The 19,492-nt window shown below is 56.7% G+C and carries 12 protein-coding genes; 6 read left to right on the forward strand and 6 right to left on the reverse strand.

What is annotated here, in order from left to right; translation table 11 throughout:
* Positions 1-82 precede the first annotated feature (82 nt).
* Positions 83-1,696 (forward strand): SWIM zinc finger family protein, encoded by a 1,614-nt coding sequence (locus ABD796_RS26445; protein ID WP_344913809.1) that lies wholly within the window; start codon positions 83-85, stop codon positions 1,694-1,696.
* Positions 1,693-4,659: a DEAD/DEAH box helicase gene (locus tag ABD796_RS26450; protein ID WP_344913812.1), complete on the forward strand. Its 2,967-nt coding sequence runs from the start codon at positions 1,693-1,695 to the stop codon at positions 4,657-4,659. The genes ABD796_RS26445 and ABD796_RS26450 overlap by 4 nt, the downstream gene beginning before the upstream one ends.
* Positions 4,660-4,878: 219 nt before the next feature.
* Here the strand turns inward: ABD796_RS26450 and ABD796_RS26455 are convergent, their stop codons facing one another.
* Positions 4,879-6,201 carry an ABC transporter substrate-binding protein gene (locus ABD796_RS26455; RefSeq protein WP_344913815.1) on the reverse strand — a complete coding sequence of 441 codons (1,323 nt, stop codon included), beginning with the start codon at positions 6,199-6,201 and terminating at the stop codon, positions 4,879-4,881.
* Between the two features lie 35 nt (positions 6,202-6,236).
* Positions 6,237-8,057 (reverse strand): FAD-dependent oxidoreductase, encoded by a 1,821-nt coding sequence (locus ABD796_RS26460; RefSeq protein ID WP_344913818.1) that lies wholly within the window; start codon positions 8,055-8,057, stop codon positions 6,237-6,239.
* Positions 8,058-8,198: 141 nt separating this feature from the next.
* Here ABD796_RS26460 and ABD796_RS26465 point away from each other — a divergent pair, with 141 nt between their 5' ends.
* Both ABD796_RS26465 and ABD796_RS26470 read left to right on the forward strand, forming a co-directional pair.
* On the forward strand, positions 8,199-9,017 hold the full coding sequence (locus ABD796_RS26465) for a helix-turn-helix domain-containing protein (protein ID WP_344913821.1): 819 nt from the start codon (positions 8,199-8,201) through the stop codon (positions 9,015-9,017).
* 348 nt (positions 9,018-9,365) lie between these two features.
* Positions 9,366-11,846, forward strand: coding sequence for a beta-propeller domain-containing protein (locus tag ABD796_RS26470; protein ID WP_344913824.1), 2,481 nt, complete (start codon positions 9,366-9,368; stop codon positions 11,844-11,846).
* A gap of 290 nt (positions 11,847-12,136) precedes the next feature.
* Here ABD796_RS26470 and ABD796_RS26475 read toward each other — a convergent pair whose 3' ends face one another.
* The 4 genes from ABD796_RS26475 to ABD796_RS26490 all read right to left on the reverse strand — a co-directional run bounded on the left by ABD796_RS26475 (position 12,137) and on the right by ABD796_RS26490 (position 16,660).
* The gene (locus ABD796_RS26475; protein ID WP_344913827.1) at positions 12,137-12,631 is read right to left on the reverse strand and encodes a hypothetical protein; all 495 of its coding nucleotides are present in this window, start codon (positions 12,629-12,631) and stop codon (positions 12,137-12,139) included.
* A gap of 303 nt (positions 12,632-12,934) precedes the next feature.
* Complete coding sequence (locus tag ABD796_RS26480) at positions 12,935-14,323, reverse strand: MATE family efflux transporter (protein ID WP_344913830.1); 1,389 nt, start codon at positions 14,321-14,323, stop codon at positions 12,935-12,937.
* A 199-nt stretch (positions 14,324-14,522) separates the two neighbouring features.
* Complete coding sequence (locus ABD796_RS26485) at positions 14,523-15,758, reverse strand: dipeptidase (protein WP_344913833.1); 1,236 nt, start codon at positions 15,756-15,758, stop codon at positions 14,523-14,525.
* 56 nt (positions 15,759-15,814) lie between these two features.
* Positions 15,815-16,660 carry an alpha/beta fold hydrolase gene (locus tag ABD796_RS26490; protein ID WP_344913836.1) on the reverse strand — a complete coding sequence of 282 codons (846 nt, stop codon included), beginning with the start codon at positions 16,658-16,660 and terminating at the stop codon, positions 15,815-15,817.
* A gap of 294 nt (positions 16,661-16,954) precedes the next feature.
* Here ABD796_RS26490 and ABD796_RS26495 point away from each other — a divergent pair, with 294 nt between their 5' ends.
* Positions 16,955-17,785: an IclR family transcriptional regulator gene (locus ABD796_RS26495; protein WP_344913839.1), complete on the forward strand. Its 831-nt coding sequence runs from the start codon at positions 16,955-16,957 to the stop codon at positions 17,783-17,785.
* Between the two features lie 33 nt (positions 17,786-17,818).
* The gene (locus tag ABD796_RS26500; protein WP_344913842.1) at positions 17,819-19,474 is read left to right on the forward strand and encodes an ABC transporter substrate-binding protein; all 1,656 of its coding nucleotides are present in this window, start codon (positions 17,819-17,821) and stop codon (positions 19,472-19,474) included.
* Positions 19,475-19,492 lie beyond the last annotated feature (18 nt).

A 19,492-nucleotide genomic window follows, 5' to 3' on the forward strand; every position in this document is an offset into this window, starting at 1 on the left:
AGCCATGGGGAGGATTACTTATTCGCGCCTTTGTGTACTATGGTATAATAAGGGTTACGCCATAACGGAGTTGATGCCACCTATGCTCAAGAAGCAAATCTCTCGTGAAGAGCTCGATCGGCTTGGCGAAGAAATCCGTCGCCATTTCGAGCTGCATGTCGTCGAACAAGGACTCGAATACCAGCAAAAAGGATACGTGTACAATACCGAAGTCGTACCGGGGCGGGCCATCGTGTCCAAGGTCCAGGGCGGGGAGACGTACAGCGTAAAGCTGGATCTCGATTTTTTCGGATTGAGCGAATGCAGTTGCCCTTATGAAGGATGCTGCAAGCATATGGCGGCCGTATTTTTTTATGCTTTCTCGGTGTATGGCAGGCCGGACGCCTTCGTGAAGGACTGGAAGCAGCGGCAGGAGGCCCCGCGCCCCGCAGCCCGCAGCGGCTCGAGGCTGCACCGGCAAACCGCCTTGCTCCCTTCCGCCCAGCCCGCCTCTCCCGGCTTGAAGGAATCCGCAACGCCGGAGGAATGGCTGGCTCATATGGAGCACGAATTCGCTTCGTTCGCCGAACGCCATCCTTTATGGAAATACGATGTCGATGAATATTACGGGGCCGCCCTGCAAACGGCCATCCGTCCTTCCACGTGGTGGGTGCCGGGGGCCAAGCAGCTGCTGACGCTTCTCGGTCTCGTCTACGCGATGCGCAAGCTCGAGCACGATTACGGCTCGGGCGGGCCGGGAGTCGCTCCGCGGCTGCTGCAATACAAAGAAACGGCCGAGTCGCTGGAGCGCCGCCTGACAGAGACGGCCGGGAATACCGATGCGGACGAGGCCGTGCGCCGCTGGCCGGAGCAGCTGCTCGGCATCTCCTCTCTCGTCGTCGCCTCCATTGCCGGACGGCCGGCCGTACCGCTGGTGCGGTGGCTCGACGTCTACCGGCTGCTATGGACGCGGCTGCTCGCCACGGACGAGTGGAAAGCCGCCGAAGAAAGTGCGATCGGGCGCAGGCTGGCGGCAGCGCGCAGCGAATCCGAGGAGGACGACTGGCGCAAGGCGCGGGCCCATTTCCACGTCATGGCCGGACGGGACAAGGAAGCGTGGGCGGAGCTCGCGCAAGCGGGCGCATTCCATCCCGGTGAAGCGTTATACTACACCAGGCTGTTCAGCGGCACCGGTCAATGGGAACGGCTGTGGCTATGGCTGCAGTGGCTGCTCCCGCAATGCCGCAAAACCGACCGCGATCTGTTCCAGACCTTATGCTCGCACGCCGCCGACGCCGCCAAGGAGCTTGGCCGCGAGGAGGAGTGGGCCCGCGCGCTCGTCTCCATGCTTCCGGCCAGCTACTACGTCTATACCGAATTTCTGGTGAAATCGCAGCGGTTCCGGGATTGGGCCAATTACCACCTGGCCGAGCGAGTCGCCGTGTTCGAGTTGTACCCGGCCGACCTGCGGGCGGCGGAGAGCTACGATCCGACGGTTGTTTTCCCTCTTTATCACCAAAGCATCGACCGGTGCATCATGCAAAAAAACCGCTCGTCCTACAAGGAAGCGATCCGGCTGATGAAGAAGCTGGGCGCGCTGTACGGTCAAGCCGGGCAGACGGAACGCTACGAGCTGTTTCTGCACAGGCTGTCGCTGCAGTATGCGCGGCTGCGCGCCTTCCGGGAGGAACTGACGAAAGGAAAGTTGCTTCGATGAAAACGAAGGCGCCCATTACGATACATTGCAGGTGGCTGGACTCCGGATCGTTCTGGCTCCGGGGCGAGCAAGTGGGCGGCGGCGCGCTGGATGCGACGGCGATCAAGCAGCTGCTGTTCGCCTGGCACGAACCGTCCTTCTATGGAACGTTCATCGAGACGCTGGAGTGGGACCGGCAGGAAGGCGTCCTGCTTCCCGCGGCCGAAGCGGTCGACTACTTGGCTTCGCCGCCTTGGAACGGTTATGCCCCGCTCGTTTGGAGCGAGGAGGCGCAATCGCTCCAAGCGGTGGCGCGGATTGCCGCCGCTGCGCTGCGCAGCGGGGCGGTCGTGCCGGATTTTGCCAAGTGGAAAGCCGGGGGCTGGGGCTGGAAAATCAAGCCGGCGGAGGGCGCGGAAGCAGCGGAAGCGGCGGTTTCGCTCCCTCCCTTCTGGGACGACTGGATGCAGCAGGTGATGGAGGAACGGCACCCGGATATGGAAATCGTACGGCGCGGCGAAGAGCGGCGCCGGCGTTACGCCAGAACCGGAGACGCGTTCTTCCGCGATCCCGACGAGCAGGATGAAGCGTCGGCGGAGAACACGGAGCCGGCAGAGGCTCACGACGGCGTATTCCGGTCCACACTGGAGGAGCTCTGGACGGACGAGGACGACTGGCTCGTCTCGATCGGCTGGTCGCCGGATGAAGCTCCGTTCCGACCGGCGCTGCGCCTGACCGAGCCCGAAGAGGGCGAATCGTGGTCGCTGTCCGTCGTGCTGCAAGCCAGAAACGATCCGGCCCGGATCGTGGAATGCGACGCTTTGGGCGAGCCCGGCCCGGACTGTCCCGCCGAATGGCTGCCCTTCGCCTCGCGCATTCGTCAGGCGGCCGCGAAGTGGACAGCGATAGTGCCGTGGCTCCGCGGCGCAGAAAAGGACGGTGCCGAAGACGGCTGGCCGATCCGCACCGCTATCGATTACGCCGAAGCCTGGGACTTCCTTACGGACAAAAGCATCGTGCTGGCCGAGTTCGGCCAAACGGTACTGCTGCCCGCCTGGTGGGAGCGCCTGCGCCGCACGAAACCGCGTCTGAAGGCAAAGATTCGGCCGGGCTTCGGCTCCTCCGGCGAATCGCTGTTCGGACTCGGCGGCATCGTCCAGTTCGACTGGCGGATGGCTATCGGCGACGATGAGCTGGCCGAAGCCGAATTCCGCAGTCTTGTCGAGAACAACCGGCAGTTGGTGCGCATCCGCGGCCGGTGGGTACTGCTCGATCCGGAAACGCTTCAGCAGGTACAGCAGTGGATCAAGCAGGTTCGCCGCAAAAAGGGCTTGTCGTTCCGCGATGTGCTGGAGATGCATCTGCTCGGTCCGCAAGACGAAACGGACGGAGCGGACGGCGGCGGCGCAGCCGAGGATTTGCGCGACCATGCGGAAGCGCTGCGGGTCGAGGTCGAGCTGAACGAGCATCTGCGCAGCTTCCTGCGGCAGCTGAAGCGGGCACAGACCGTACCGATGCTGGAGCCTCCCGCCGGATTTCGCGGTTCCCTGCGCCATTACCAGGTGCTGGGCGCGTCCTGGCTGCTGTTTTTGCGCCGGTTCGGGCTGGGCGGCTGTCTGGCCGACGATATGGGCCTTGGCAAAACGATTCAGTGGATCACTTACTTGCTCGGCGTGAAGGAACAAGGGACGGCAGGATCGCCTTCCCTGCTCGTCTGCCCGACCTCGGTGCTGGGCAACTGGCAGAAGGAGCTGGAACGGTTCGCTCCCGATCTGAAGGTGCGGCTGCACTACGGTCCGCAGCGCTTGAAAGGCGTCGGCTTTGCCGACGAGATGCGCGGCTGCGACCTGGTGCTCACCTCCTACGCGCTGGCGCACCTGGACGAGGCGGAATTGCTGCAAGTGCGTTGGAGCTCGATCTGTCTGGACGAGGCCCAAAATATTAAGAATGCTTATACGAAGCAGTCCACGTCGATCCGCAAGCTGGAGGCCGATCACCGGATTGCCATGACCGGTACGCCGATCGAGAACCGGCTTGCCGAGCTCTGGTCGATTTTCGACTTTATCAATCCCGGCTATTTGGGCAATTTGCGTTCCTTCAACGAGCGCTTTGCCAACCGGATCGAGAAGACGCAGGATAAAGAGCTGGTCGGCCAGGTGCAGCGGCTGGCCCAGCCGTTCCTGCTCCGCCGCGTTAAAAGCGATCCCGCGATCGAGCTCGACCTGCCGGAGAAGATGGAGGCCAAAGCGTACGTATCGTTGACCGTGGAACAGGCGTCGCTGTACGAGAATGTCATCGCCGATCTGTTCGACCGGCTGGACCGGCTCCCTCCTATGGAACGGCGCGGCCTCATCCTCGCCACCCTGACGAAGCTGAAGCAGATTTGCGACCATCCGGCCATCTACGGCAAAGAAAGTCCGACCGCTGCCCATAAGGGCAACCGGTCGCAGAAGCTCGATCGGCTGCTGGCCATGGTCCGGGAGCTTCGCGAGGAGGGCGACCGCTGCCTCGTCTTCACCCAATTCGTGGATATGGGCCACCTGCTTCAACGCGCGCTGTCCAAGGAGTTGGACGAAGAGGTGCTGTTCCTGCACGGCGGCTCTTCCAAAGCGCAGCGCGACCGGATGATCGCCCGCTTCCAGGAGGATCGCGACTGCGGCATCTTCCTGCTGTCGCTTAAAGCCGGAGGCATCGGGCTTAATCTGACCGCAGCCAACCACGTGTTCCACGTCGACCGCTGGTGGAATCCGGCGGTCGAGAACCAGGCGACGGACCGTGCCTTCCGCATCGGACAGACGAAGCGGGTGCAGGTGCATAAGTTTGTCACGCTCGGCACGCTGGAGGAGAAGATTGACGAAATGATCGAGCGCAAGCAGCTGCTGAGCCGGCAAATTATCGGTGGCGGCGAGCAATGGATCACCGAGCTGTCCACCGATCAGCTGAAGGAGCTGTTCTCCCTCCGCCGGGAATGGGTCGAGGTATGATAAGGCAATCAGCGAATGCGTCAACGCGAAAGAGCTGCGATTTGTCGCAGCGAAACGAAAAGATCGAGGCCGGGATACGCTCTATCCCGTCTCGATCTTTTTTCATGGCGGATATGACCGGCGCAAGGTCGGCCCTCCGCAGAGCGACAGCTTTGGCGACCGCACCGGCCGCTTCTCCCGGGGCGCCTCGGCGCCCTCTTCTCCCTGACTTCCAATACCCTACTTACTTTTCTCGGCCTGCAGCATTTTGTTGATTTCCTCGTCGCCTTTGCTGAGTGCCGTATTGATGTCGATCGTCCCCGCGAGATAGTCGTTGAAATACGTTTTGGCGATCGCCTCGGACTTCGACCGGTACGGCGACGAGTTCGGATACGGAACCGGCTTGCTCTTAAAAATGCTTTGGATGTTCTTGCCCTTCAAAATATCCAGGTTTTTGCCGAACTCCCTTTGAATTTCCGGTTTTAGCAGCGGCGAGATGCGCCCCTGCCTCGAGCTCTCGAGCTGCACCTCGTCGGAGGTTGCGGCGGCTATGACCTGAAGCGCCTGCTCCTTGTATTTGCTCGTCTTCGTAATCGTCATAATGTTGACGCTCGCATTGCCGTATAGGTTCGGACGCTCCGGATAGCTGGGGTACTGCGCAACGTCCCAGTTGAAACCTTCCTTCGTCGGGCCCTCCAGTTGCGAGAACATGTTCGTGTACATGATCATCGCCAGCCTTTTTTCCTTCAGGAAGTTGTCGATAGCAGCGCCCTGCGGCTCGTTGCCGGGGATCGTAAACATGGCTTTGACGAGCTCGAATACTTGCTTCCACTTGTCGTTGTTCAGAGTCGCCTTGCCGGTCTTGTAATCGTCCGCCTCGATGCCGAGCGGCTGGTATATCCACGAAATGCCGCTTCCCGGATCGACGCCGCGGTATTGCGTGCCTCCTTCGTACCGCGTCACTTTTTTGGCCAGCTCGAGAATCTGATTCCAGTTCATCCCGTCCTGCGGATACGGCACCCCGAATTTGTCGAAAATGTCCTTATTATAATAGAAAGCGTGAAAGTTGCGGCTGTATGGAATGCCGTACAGCTCTCCATTCGCCGAACCGACCTTCGTATCGGTAATCATCTGAGGCTCGAAACGGCTCAAGTCAAACTTATGCGTCTTGAGCAATTCCGTCATATCGTACAGGATGCCCTTGTCTTGGTACGACGTCAGTCGCCCGCTGTACGTGAACACGATATCCGGCACCGTTCCGGTGGCGATCAATTCGTCCAGAGTCGTGCCTTTGCCCGGCTGAATGATGTTCAGCGTAAGGTTCGGATGACTCTTCTTCAACTTGTCCTTGATCAGCGCCTCCAGCGCGCTGTCGATAATAACCGCATCGATAGCCGCCGTGAGCGTTACGGGCGCGTCACTTACTTTCACTGCGGCGTCTCCTTCCTTCGCTCCTGGAGCTTCATTGCCGGTGGACTCCCCCGATTTGCCGCATCCGGCTACGGCGAGCGTTAAGCCAAGCAGCAGCGCCATACCGCTAACGTATCTTCTTCCCTTGTTCATGCCAATCCCCCCCGATTGTCCTATGCTTGCTTTCCCTACTCGCAACGGATTTCCATTACCCTGGCGTGATCCAAGCCGTTGGTCGAGATCACCTCCAGACGGAAACAATCGATCTCCTGCACATCTATATCGAATTGCAGCAGCCCCCGGTAGTTGTCCTTCACCTCGGCGAGAGGCTGGAGGCTTCCACCCTTCCCAGCCAGCAGAACGAAGTCTTTGAGCGTTTCCGGCTGCGCTCCCCAAGCCATCGTCCGATGGTGGTCATCGGCATGCGTCAAAGCCAAGTGCCGGTGCAGCCCGGTATCGAGCCTGAGCGTAATGCGCGAGACGGCGACCGGCTGCTCCCAGCGCAGCTCCAGCCACGGCCGCAGATCGCCGGGCTCGGACATCCAGCGATGGGTCCCGGCTGCGGTCAAGTCCGGACGAACTCCCCGCGATCCATGGACGGACCGCGTATAGCCGTCGACGACGAGCGCTGCGAGCCCGTTCTCCCGTTCGGACGAGGCGGCAATAGTCGCTTCGGACGCCAGATTGCGGTCTTCCAGCAGCCTGCCCGGCAAGAAGGCGCCCTGCCTCAGGAGCTGCTGCTGAACCGCGCGGACGAGTTCGCCGTCTCGCCAGCCGTCGTCCGGCTTCCCTTCGCGGATCGCCAGTGCGGCGTAAGTGCCCAGCCCTTCCCCCATCAAGGCGCAGGTCGCCATCACCCTCGTGCTGGAAAAAGCCACATGCGTAGCCGATATGTTCCGTCCGGCGAACAGCAGATTGCATACGTTCGCGCTGACGAGCGAGCGGAGCGGGATGCTGTACATATGCGGCGTGTACGGGTGGATATTCGGTTTTTCCTTCGTCGCCTCGATGCCGGCCGGGTGGTGAATGTCCATCGACCATCCCCCGTATGCGATCACATCCGGAAAATCGACAGCCTGCTCGATGTCGCCCTGCTGCAGCATGTGCTGCCCGATAAACCGACGCGACTCGCGTTTTCCGGGCACGAAGCCGAACCAATCCAACGCCCAGTTCTCCGACTCCGGATGATGACCGCTATTCTTGATATGGTCCCATACCCCGAGCATAATCGCGAGCAGTTCGTCGCGGATTTCTTCGTTGTCCTTGATCGTATCCCGCATCCCTCCGTATTCGACCCACCAGTAACCGTACTCCCAGGTCGGATGCTGGCGGAAGCGCAGGTCCTCCTCCGAGAAGCGGCGTATCCATGCCGGAGGCACGAAGGGCATCGGTCTGCCCATATCCTTCGAAGTGAACAGCAAGGAGGAACCGAGCCGGTAAGCATCCCGATTGTCCGAAGCCACCGATTCCCCGTATTCGGCGGCTGCTTCCCGGCCTGTGGTGAAGGCCGCTCCCGCCTCGTACCCGAGCCGCCCGTCGCCGGTACAGTCCGCGAACAGCTCCGCTTCGATCTCGTAAAACTGCTCCGTGCTTTCCCGATTGACGTACACGGATGCGATCCGTGCCCCGTCCATGCGGACGCCCACGACGCAGGCGTTCAGCATCAGCGTCAGATTGGGTTCGGCCCGACATTTCTCGTACAAAATCAGATCGAGCATATGGGCGCAGCGCTGGGGGTTGCGCACCGCGCATTCCAGCAAAATTTCCTCGACGATGCCGCTCTCCCTGGACTCGGTTTCCAATGCTTTGCCGCGTACCGATGAGCCGCTGATGTGCATGCGTATTTCCGAAGAAGCATTGCCTCCGAGCACCGGCCGGTCCTGACATAACATAACGTGGAGGCCGTTGCGGGCGGCCGCGATGGCCGCGGCTACGCCGGACATGCCCCCGCCGGCTACGAACAAGCCGGTTTGCAAACGAATGCGGGCGCCGTGCAGACTTGAATTCATAGGGGATCTCTCCATTTCTCTAGACGAATCGGTTTTGTGCCCTCTATATAAATTGATGGGCGGGTTCAAGAAAAAACACTTTTCATTCTCCGTACGATCCGTTATTTTAAGAACAGAAACCTACGAGGCGGTGATGGCAAGGTGCCGATCTATAGCCCCCGCGAGTTGAACCCCACGGTTCACGTAATGACCTCCTGGTATGCGAAAGCGCAATTTGAGCTGGCCAAGGACCGCAGTCCGATCTGGATGCTGTTTGTCGTCAAGGAAGGCAGCTTCCGGTTCGGAATCGGCGAACGCGAGGGGATCGCCGAGAAAGGCGATCTCGTGCTATGTCCGCCTGATACGGAACTGCGAAGGGAGATGCTCCGGCCGGCTACTTTTCTCGTGCTGTACTATTCCTGGTTCGACGCTCTTGGAGCTATCGTAGCCGAGGAGGAGATAGTCGTCGACCGGATCGGCAAAAACACCATTCGGGACACGCGACGGTTCGAATCGACCTACGACTATCTCGAGCCTCTGAAGCGGCGCTCCGACCCTCCTGCGGCAGCCCGCAGCAGCTTTCTGCTGCGCGACCTGTGGGAGCAGATCGAATGGGAATGGGCGGAAGGACGGCAGACGGAACAGCCGCTCCTGCCCGATGATCCGCTTATGCAGCAGGCCGCGCTCGCCCTCGAAGAAAGCGCTTACGATATGGTCAGCATGAACCAGCTGGCGTCCTCTCTCGGACTCAGCACCGTGCAATTCAGCCGCCGCTTCCGCAAGCGGTTCGGCGTCAATCCGAGCGAATACGTCAGCGGGCTGCGTCTGGACAAAGCCCGGGCGCTGCTGCAGGACAATCGCCTTACGCTGGAGGAGATCGCCTTGCAGTGCGGCTACAGCAACGGCTTCTACTTCAGCAGAGTATTCTCGCAAAAAATGCGCATAAGCCCATCGGAATATCGTCGGGCGTACCGCATGTGAGGCTGTGCCTTCCCTCTTCGGTCGGCCGAATCGCGAACCGCAGCGCGCCCGGCAGTTGTCGGGACCGCCGTCTCCGGCATCTTTCGTTTTACCCGCAGGCAAGGCCGTCCAGCATAGCCGACAACCGAGATGCCGCACCGTTATGCAGGTCCCTTCCATCCTCGCCTTCGTGTTCATCGTACCATGCCCCCTGCCGGCACAACATACAGAAATCGATCAACCTGCATATACTTTTGTTCATTCCATCCAAACAACCAAAAAAACGCTTGCCGCGCTGCAACAATTTCCCAGCCCCCCTCGTTTAGAGCGTAACAAGCAAATTTGAAACGAATGACAGGAGGATTCGATGTGAAAAAAGTGCTATTCACCGCGGCGGCACTGCTGACGCTGGCGACGCTCAGTCCATCGCAAGGAACGCCTCTGCCGGCAAGAGCCGAGGCAGCCGACACCTACGCGGAAGGCCTGTCGGGCGGGGACATACGGATTACGCTGTTCGGACAACCTTTTCCAACCGAAAGTCCTCCCTTTCTCTCCGACGGCGCCGCTCTTGTTCCGCTGCGCAATATCGCCGAAGCGCTCGGCACGGAAGTAAGCTGGGACGAGACTACCCGTTCCGTCTCGCTCAGCAAGGGAGCTTCGACGATAAAGCTCTTTCTCGATTCCCGCGAGGCCGTGAAGAACGGGCAGCCGCTGCAATTGGCTGCCGCTCCCCGGCTGATCGGCGGGACGACGATGGTGCCGCTCCGTTTTATTGGCGAAGCGTTCGATACGCTCGTCACCTGGGACGCCGATACGCGAACCGCGGCTATCGATCATCTGCAAAGCTTGCCGACCGTCGGCAGCTTCGACAAGATGAAAGCGATGCTCGAACAGTCCGGCAAGCTGAACGGACAGCTCGGCTTCGATGCGAGCGCTGCCGTCGCCCGGGAAGGGGTTGCTCCCGTTCCGAGCGCGGAAAAAAGCGCCGCCTCGAGTAAGGGGGCCACCGAAAGCCCGCGCGCACCGGTCTCTTCCACGATGAAACAAAAAACCGAAGCTTCCGTTACGGATCATTCCACGACGAACGCGCAGGTCGAAGGCGTGGACGAATCGGACGTCATCAAGACCGATGGCACTTATTTGTACCAGGTGAACCAGGGACGGATCTTCATCACCCAAGCGGTTCCGGCCGACCGGATGGAGATTAAGAGCGTCATACACTTCGACGACTCCCCGTTCCGCCCGCAGGAGCTGTACGTGGACGATCGGTATTTGATCGTCATCGGGGCCACCAGCCGTAATACGAAAGAGTTTGACGCCATCCCGGCATCCAGTGCCAAGCGGATGATCGCCCCGATTCCCGCCGCACCTTCGACCGTAAAGGCGATCATCTACGATATTGCCGACAAAACGGCGCCAAAGCAGCTGCGCGAAGTGGAATTGGACGGCGACTACGTTTCATCGAGGAAAATCGGCCCGGCGCTCTATCTGGTAACGAATAAATATAACGGTTACCCCTATTCGACCAAAGTAGGCAGCGGTGCCGGCACGACCGAGGAAGCGAAAGCTTACGCTCCCGTCTATGCCGATTCGGCGGTGCCCGGCGGGTCGATCGCGATCGATTATCCCGAGATCCGCTATTTCCCGCAATCGCCGGAATCGAATTATATGCTGGTGGGCGGCATCAATCTGGATCGGCCCGACCAGCCAGCCCATGTCACCGCTTACCTCGGCTCCGGCCAAAATGTGTACGCCTCCGGCGACAATCTGTACGTCGCGGTCGGCAAGATGAAGCAGCTCGACAAGCCTTCCGTGAATACGGGCGCACCGGCGACGCCTGGTGCAGATGCGCTGATGAAGAGCAAGATCGCCCCTCCGAGCTACGAGACGAATACGGCTGTTTACAAGTTCCGGCTGGAGCAAGGCAAGACGACCTTCGTGACGCAGGGCGAAGTACCGGGAACCGTGCTGAATCAGTATTCGATGGATGAGCATAACGGCATTTTCCGCATCGCGACGACGAATGGCGAGATGTGGCGGACCGACGAGAACACCTCGAAGAACAACGTATACACGCTCGACGAGGCGCTCAAGCCGCTCGGTAAGCTGGAGGGTATCGCTCCGGGCGAGCGCATTTATTCGGTGCGCTTCATGGGCAACCGGGCTTACATGGTCACCTTCAAGAACACCGATCCGCTGTTCGCCATCGATCTCGCCAACCCTGCGGCGCCGACCGTGCTGGGAGCGTTGAAAATACCCGGCTACAGCGATTACCTGCATCCGTATGACGACACGCACCTGATCGGGTTCGGCAAGGACACGGTCGAAATGCCGCTCAAGGGCGATCCGAACGACCCGAATCGCACTGTGGCCTATTACCAGGGCATGAAGCTGTCGTTGTTCGATGTTACCGACGTCAGCTCGCCGGTGGAACTGTTCAAAGAGACGATTGGCGACCGCGGTACCGAATCCGAGCTGCTGCACAACCCGAAAGCGCTGTTGTTCTCCAAAGAACGCGGTCTGCTGGCTTTTCCGGTCACGGTGATGGAGGTGCCGAATAAAGCGGCCAACAATCAGGACGCGATCACGGCATACGGGCAGTTCAAGTTTCAGGGCGCCTACGTCTACGATCTGGACCTGACGAACGGCTTCCGGCTGAAGACGCCGATTACCCATATGACCGCCGACGATCGGCTGAAGTCCGGCAACGTCCCGTACAACAGCGTCCGCAACGTGGAGCGGATCGTCTATATCGGCGACACGCTGTACACGCTGTCCAAAGGGCTGGTCAAGGCAAACGATATCGCAACCTTGCAGGAAAAAGGCAGTCTGACGATTCCCAATCGGTAGGCGCGATCGAAACGCCAAATAACCGCAGTTCGCGATTCGCGATACTGCGGTTATTTGGCGTTTCGATATTTTTTCGTCAACTTTCAACTAGCCTAAGATGATTATTTCCCACGCTTAGCACGATATTGGAGCCTGTTGTTGCATAGCTGCAGGACAGCCGCGATTGACCACTAGTACAAAGTCAGAGCTAATCCTGTGTATTCGGAAAAGCTCGATCCCTTGATGTACAAGGGATTCGCTCCATTCCAAGGATACCGTTTAAGGTCTGACTTTGTACTAGATCATTGACTTCAACGAAAAATATTCAACATGATCATTGAATCGATTACTAACAGAATAAGTGATAGCACAAACAAATAAACCGATTTTTGAATCGTGTTTTTTTGTTGAAACACACTGGCAATGTGTTTTGTATTCAATAGAATAAATATTCCAACAAAACATAATATCTCAATAAATTTAAACATGTAACTATACCCAATATTTATTAATAATTCATCATTTATTGCCTTTCCAACATATATAACGTCTCTAAGAAGCGACAAACTAATGTACGAATAGAAAAAAATTGCCCAAGACCACCCCCATTTTTTCTTAAAGTAAAGACCGATTCCAGAAACTACCGCCATACTTCCAGTCAAGAGGATCTCATAAAGTAAGGCTATCTGACTCTTGCTTGGATTACTCCAGATTGAGTTATCCATAAAAAAATAAATCATGTATACAACACATATACCCAGCTGTAGCAAAGATACCGTTTTCACAACTTTATAAGGTGTTTTCATCACTACCTCCGTTTAATAATATTTGCAAGACATCTTCAAGCGCCTCTCCTCATTCAAGAATTTTGTTAATTCTATATCAGCCATTTTATAAAGTTTGGATAGAAATCATACGATAAATTCAACATTTTCAACTGTATTAAATTAGCTGGAGATAATCAAAAGAAACCGTCTTTTGGTCAAATGGCAGAACGACCAACCATTTACGAAAAGAACGGTTTCTTTGTATTACACCATGGATCAGTTATTGGGCTGTTTCCAAAAAGCGAGCTGAAACTTACTTCTGGGACAGCCTTTTTTCTTTGCTCAAATAAGCTTATGTCGGTACCATTTGTCTCCCCGGAACCGTAACAGAAATATGATGCCGCGTACGCCCCATTCGCAGCACATGGCCAGCCAGACGCCTAAAATGCCCATGCCGAGCGTAATGCCCAGAATATAGCCGAATATGACTCGAAACAGCCACATGCTCAGCATCGAGGAAATCGAGGTGAACCGGGAGTCTCCGGCTGCCCGCAGCGCGGAAGGCAAAATAAAGCTTAGCGGCCATAGCGGAATTTGAGCGATCGCGTTAAGTAGAATCACCCAGAAAATATCGTCTACGATTTCGGCCGGAGGATTGAATATCCCCACTAGCGGCACGAAAAAGGGCATCAACAGTAAAGTGGTCAATGTCAAGAAAACGGAACCGAGCCACAAAAACGATTTTATGAATTTCTTGGCATCTTCCAAATTGCCCCCGCCTATACATTGCCCGACTACCGTTACGATGGTCAAAGACAGCGCGGAAGCGGGAATTTGCAGCACGCTCGCAAGCGAAGAAGCGATTGCATTGGTCGCGATGGCATAAGTACCCAATCCGACGATAAAGATTTGGGTGAGCAGCTTTCCCCCGTTGAAAAACATCTGCTCTGCGGCAAACGGCAATCCGATGAACATGATTTTGCGCAGCATCGTCATTGAAACCTGAAACAGATCCCGGATTCGCAAGTGCATGGACTCATCTACCTTGAACAAATAGTACAGCGCGCAAGCCGCCCCGGCAAAACGGGCGATATTCAAAGCAACCGTCATCCCCATTACCCCCATATGCAGGAAAGTAATAAAGAGAACGTTCAGTACCACATACGACAGGTTCATAATTAAAGATAAGAACATCGAGGCCCGGGACTTCCCCATTCCTCGGAGCGCACCGCAAACTGCCTGAACGACCGCGAGCCCAATAAACGAAATGCTGCTGCCGATCAAATAAACGCTGGCTTTCTCCATGACATCGAATGAAGCCGATCCGAACAAAACACGGAGGATCGGGTTATGCAAGCCGACAACCAATAAAGCGATCGCGATCGACAGCAGCGTAACGGAAGCGATGCTCCCTGCGGCTGCGCGGGCGACCATCTGGTTGTTCCCTCTCCCTTTGTACTGCGCCACGACTACCGTTCCCCCGGTCGCAACGGCCGCGAACACATTGATCAGAAAAATGCTCAAAGAGTCGACCATATTGACCGCGCTTACCGCCGCCACTCCCGATGAACTGATCATCGCCGTATTGATCAAACTCAAGCCGAAAATGAAGGCCTGATCGATCAGGATGGGAATAAACAAGGCAAGCATCTGGCGGTAATCCATCGACTCTCCGGAAAAAGAACGGTTCAAAAAAGCTTTCATCTTGGTTGTTCGTAGCCGAAGCTGCATAGAAAGATCACATTCATTTCTTTTTATTTTAGCCAGGCCTATTCAACCCGCCTTATTAGTTTGGACAATACTATTTGAATCCGATTCTGTCAATCACCAATGCGATTAGGAAAAAGCCTCCCCTCCGCCCAAAAGCGAAGAAAGAGGCCCGTTTTACCAGCATTCAAAGTATCATTCCAATCGACAGTTTGTCGTCCGGTTACGCCTGCCCCGCGCCGAAGCCCTGCTTGCGCGGATTCCACCATACTTCCTCAAGCACACGCATCGTGTTGCCGCCGATAACTTTGGCGATGTCTGTATCGGAATAGCCGTGCTTCACCAGCCAGCGCACGATGTTAGGGAAGCATTGCCCCGGGTTTTCCAACCCTTGCACATACTCTACCTTCTCGTAAGGCTGACTGCCCTTGGAGGCGGAAAGCGAGAGAGCCTCGGCGAACGCTTTATGCAAGCCGACATGATCGCCGAACAGCGTATCCGGACCGAACGAGACGTGATCGATGCCGACCAGATTGACGCAGTATTCGAAATGCTCCATGAACGATTCGATATTGTGACGCGGATGATTCGCGGTAATGGTCGTATGCGGGGCTGCCTCGATGGCGATGACGCCGCCTTTTTCCGCACACGCCCGAATGACGTCGTCCGGCTTCAACCGGTTCGTATTCCAGAGCGCCCGGGCTCCGGCGTGCGTAATGAAGATCGGCTTATCGCTCGTTTCGATCGTATCCAGAGACGTCTGATCCCCGGAGTGGGAGACGTCGATAGCCATGCCCAGCTTGTTCATGCGGCGAACGGCTTGTCTGCCGAATTCGGTCAACCCGCCGTCCCGCTTCTCCTTCAGACCCATGCCGAGCGAGTTGCCTTCGCTATAAGCGATTCCCATGCAGCGTACGCCGAATCCGTACAAAATATCAAGACGGTCCAGCTCGTTCTCGATCATGCTGGCCCCTTCGATCGACGGCACGAAGGCGATCTGGCCGTTCGCCTTGGCGCGGCGTATATCGTCGGTCGTCAACCCGAGAATGACCATATCCTGGTGGGCAATATCGCTCAGCCTCATGCCCAAGTCGTATATGATATCGTCCCATTTCCAGCCGCCGCGGGAGGTAATCATGGCCGTACCGTTCATCAGGTTGTCGAAGACGCAGTCGAGTCCGGACGACGCAAGACCTTCATAACCGGTCGAGTCCCGGCCCCAGCGACGAAATTCGAAAAATTCGCTCAGATTAACCGGCGCCTTGAACGTATGCTCGTGGAGCGAGATGACGATATTTTCCTCGATTAGCTTCTGTACGCGCGCTTCCTCGTCTTCCTTAACGGGAATAGTATAGTCGGGGAATAGAGTCGTCTCCTTTACGAGCTCGAACGATTTGAAGTCCACTCCGGCCTCCAAATATTGATACGAGCGGTAACCGCGGTAATTTTTCTTATTCATGCTGTCATCACGTCTCTTTCGTCAGGATGTAGGGTGTTCGGTATGCAAAAATGCAGTCAATGCCGCGGAGCAACTTCATGCAGAAAACCGCGAACCTCGGCGAGAAACTTCTCCCGCTCTTCCTTCTGCGGGGAATGGCCGCTGTTCTCGAATACGACCAGCCGGCTGTTCGGAATTTCGCGGGCAATCTCTTCAGATGCCTCCAGAGGAGTAATCCAGTCATGCCGCCCGCAAAGGACAAGTGTAGGCGCTTGAATCGTCTTCAGACGGTCGACGATGTTGAAAGACGGCTGGTTGCGCGAGAACGCCCAGTTATGGGTCTCGTGCCGGAAACGGATCGAATTCAGATGATCGTCCAGATCGCGCTGCGTAAATTCCACCCAGTACAGCGGCAAAATCGCCGCATACATCTCGCGGAAATCCTCGTCGCTGCGCGCTTCGCCGTTAAACAACCGGTTCAGCATCTCCTCGGTAATACCCGGCAGGCCGCTCTTCATAGCGCGGTCGTGGGCGGTATTGCGATACTTATTGGAGGCCGCCGTATCCCGCAGCACGATTCCGGCCACGCGATCCGGGTATCTCAACGCATATTCGAGCGCCAAATAGCCTCCATACGAGCCTCCGGCGATGACGATCTTATCCAGACCGAGCTCGACGCGGAGCGCTTCCGTGTCCGCGTTGAACTGCTCGTGGCTGTAAGGCTCGGCCCCCTCCGATTCGCCGTTGCCCCGCTGATCGTACGAAACGACCCGGTATCCCTCCGCCGCGAACGTCCCGAAGGTGGAAGCGTCTCCATGCCGCGAGCCCAGTCCCGGTCCTCCATGAAGCGTTACAATAGCGGGTCCCTCGCCCTGATCCTCTACATGAAGAAGGACGCCGTTGATCTTCAATGTCTTCAGCATACTACCAGCCGCCTCCTCGATTCCATGACTTCCCATTTGACTGAATAAACTTTGTTTCAATTAAGAAATGAACCATAAAACGGAAAAAGGCCTTGAAACTGCTTCCAAAAAGTTATTTTCTACTTTACTCTCCGATTATCGAAAAATCAACCTGTTTAAAAATAAAATTTGTTTGACTAAGTCAAATGGAATCGTATACAATGGGGTTCAACAACCGATCCTTTGTCGAGATGTGAATTATTCTGACATCGGAAATGCCGCTGAAGGAACCGCGTCAGCCAAGGAGGATTCATTGTGGACAACCCTATTCCTACCGCTACCGTCGACCGTAAAAACGGCGAATCCCGTTATGCGATCGAATCCGTTATGAAAACCCTTCAAGTGCTCTTCTCTTTCTGCGAGCCCCCCTACCGGTTCACGATCGCCGACCTGGAGACAACGACCGGTCTTTCCAAAAACCAAGTATTCCGCAGCTTGAAATCATTGGAAGAATTTGGCCTATTGCGCATGGAATCGGAAGGCTATTATGTGGTAACCACAATTACGTACAATTTGGCGCTGGCCGCCGAGCCCGACGCGCCCCTCGAGGAATTGGCCCAGCCGGTTATGGAAAGCTTGCAGCGGGCTACCGGAGAGACGGTCAACCTGTGCTGCTTGCTGGACGGGCAGTCTACCATTATCGCCCGGCGGCATGGCAAGCAGGGTGTCCGCCTCATGTCGCGACTTGGCCAACGAACGCCGCTCCATGCCGGCGCTTGCCCTAAGGCGATATTGGCTTTCCTTCCTATAGAGGAGCAGGAGAAGGTGCTCGGGATGCTGCCTCATTATCAGAAAATTACCGAAAACACCGTAGCCGATCCCGACCAGCTGCGCATTGAACTGGAGGAAATCCGGCGCCGCGGCTACAGCATCAGCGACGAAGATTACGAAGCGGGTGCCCGCGGGGTCGGAGCGCCAATCTTCGGCAAGAACGGCAAAGTCATCGCGGCGATTAGCGCAGGCGGTCCGACGATCCGGGTCGGTCCGGAAGCGCTCCCTGAATTCGGGCAGCTGACGGTGGAAGCGGCCGACAAAATCTCCAAGTTTCTCGGCTACTTCCCCAAGCGGGAAAAGCCGTTTCAATAAACTTCTGTAACCATGTCAAGGGGGATTGTACACATGTACAAACGCAAATCATGGATGACTGCCGCATGCACGACCATTATGGCCGGGGCCCTAGTCCTCTCCGGCTGCAGCGCCAAGCCGTCCGCCCAGCCGGAAGGCTCCGCACCGCCGACCGGCAGCACTGCACAGACTCCGGCCAACCCGGCTAATATCGACACGAACGCCACGATTAACTTGGCTACCAATGCCGAGCCCAATTTCAACCCGTGGTCCCCGACCGGTTATGCCGAATCGCAGCCGATTACGGAAATTTTGTTCGACGGGCTAACGAAATGGGGCAAGGATTACCAGCCGGTTCCGGCGCTTGCGTCCGATTGGAAAGTTGCCGATGACGGCATGAGCTGGACGTTCAACTTGCGCCAGGGCGTCAACTGGTCCGACGGCAAGCCGTTCACGGCCGACGACGTCGCCTATACATTCAATGAAATCGTGCTGAAGAAAGAGCTCGGGGCGAGCAACTCCTCCAACTTCGTCGATGTGGAGAAGGTCGTTGCCGTCAATCCGAATCAAGTACAGTTCGTACTGAAGAAGCCATGGTCTTCGCTGCCCAACTATTTGGCCTGGTACGCCAAAATATTGCCCAAGCATATTTTCGAAGGCCAGGATCCGTGGAAGCTGACTTCCTTCAATAAAGAAAAGCCGGTTGGCACCGGTCCGTACATGCTTTCCAAATATATGGCCGGACAGCATGTCGAGCTGGAACGCAATCCGAACTATTACGAAGGCGCGGCCAAAATCGCCAAAGTAATCGTCAGCATCGTTCCGGACAGCAATACGCAAATCGCCCAGCTGCTGTCGGGTACGCTCTCCATGGTTAACGTTACGGACCCGACCTTGATGGAGAAGCTGAAATCGAATCCGAATCTGACCGTCAACGAGCTGGCCGACAATAACTACTATTGGGTCGCTTTGGACTTTACGCAGGAGCGTTTCCAAGATGTCAGGGTGCGCCAAGCGCTGCTCTACGCCATTGACCGCGATGCGATCATCAAGGGCGTATTGAAAGGCTACGGCAAGGTCGCAACCGGACCGATCGCCCCGATTCAGGAGAAGTATTACAACAAAAACGTCAAAACGTACGGCTACGATCCGGAAAAGGCGAAAGCGCTGCTTAAAGAAGCGGGCTATACGCCGGGTGCCGACGGCTTCCTGCAGAAGGACGGCAAGACGTTCGAGATCAACATGCCCGCCGGTCAATACGGCGTCCTGGTCCAAGCTTCTCAGCTCGTCCAAGATTACTGGCAGAAGATCGGCATCAAGATCAACCTGCAGGTCATCGACTGGAACACCTACGTACAGAAAGTAGTCGGCAACCGTCAATACGACGCTACGCTCTGCTGGTGGCGCGCCCCGGTAGACCCGGACGTGCTGGCCTATTACCACAGCAGCTCGGCGGGCAAGGGCAACAACATCCCCAACTACAAAAATCCGGCGCTCGACAAGCTGCTTGAAGCAGGCCGCAGTGCGAAGACGACGGAAGAGCGGGTTAAAATTTACAACGACGTTCAAGCCATGACAGCGGAAGAATTGCCTTACCTGTACTTGTGGTATCCGACGCTGGCAGTCGCCACCCAGAAGAAACTGACCGTGCCCAAGACCACCTTTATCGTGGCCGAGGACCACATCACCGAATGGACCGTACAAAAATAAAGCTGAATCCTCGCCGGG

It is taken from the genome of Paenibacillus hodogayensis (assembly GCF_039536325.1).
GTDB classification, from domain to species: Bacteria; Bacillota; Bacilli; order Paenibacillales; family NBRC-103111; genus Paenibacillus_AB; species Paenibacillus_AB hodogayensis.

Coding starts and splice junctions, on each gene's coding strand:
- ABD796_RS26445 (WP_344913809.1), top strand. CDS start 83: ATGCTCAAGAAGCAAATCTCTCGTGAAGAGCTCGATCGGCTTGGCGAA.
- ABD796_RS26450 (WP_344913812.1), top strand. CDS start 1,693: ATGAAAACGAAGGCGCCCATTACGATACATTGCAGGTGGCTGGACTCC.
- ABD796_RS26455 (WP_344913815.1), bottom strand. CDS start 6,201: ATGAACAAGGGAAGAAGATACGTTAGCGGTATGGCGCTGCTGCTTGGC.
- ABD796_RS26460 (WP_344913818.1), bottom strand. CDS start 8,057: ATGAATTCAAGTCTGCACGGCGCCCGCATTCGTTTGCAAACCGGCTTG.
- ABD796_RS26475 (WP_344913827.1), bottom strand. CDS start 12,631: ATGAAAACACCTTATAAAGTTGTGAAAACGGTATCTTTGCTACAGCTG.
- ABD796_RS26480 (WP_344913830.1), bottom strand. CDS start 14,323: ATGCAGCTTCGGCTACGAACAACCAAGATGAAAGCTTTTTTGAACCGT.
- ABD796_RS26485 (WP_344913833.1), bottom strand. CDS start 15,758: ATGAATAAGAAAAATTACCGCGGTTACCGCTCGTATCAATATTTGGAG.
- ABD796_RS26490 (WP_344913836.1), bottom strand. CDS start 16,660: ATGCTGAAGACATTGAAGATCAACGGCGTCCTTCTTCATGTAGAGGAT.
- ABD796_RS26500 (WP_344913842.1), top strand. CDS start 17,819: ATGTACAAACGCAAATCATGGATGACTGCCGCATGCACGACCATTATG.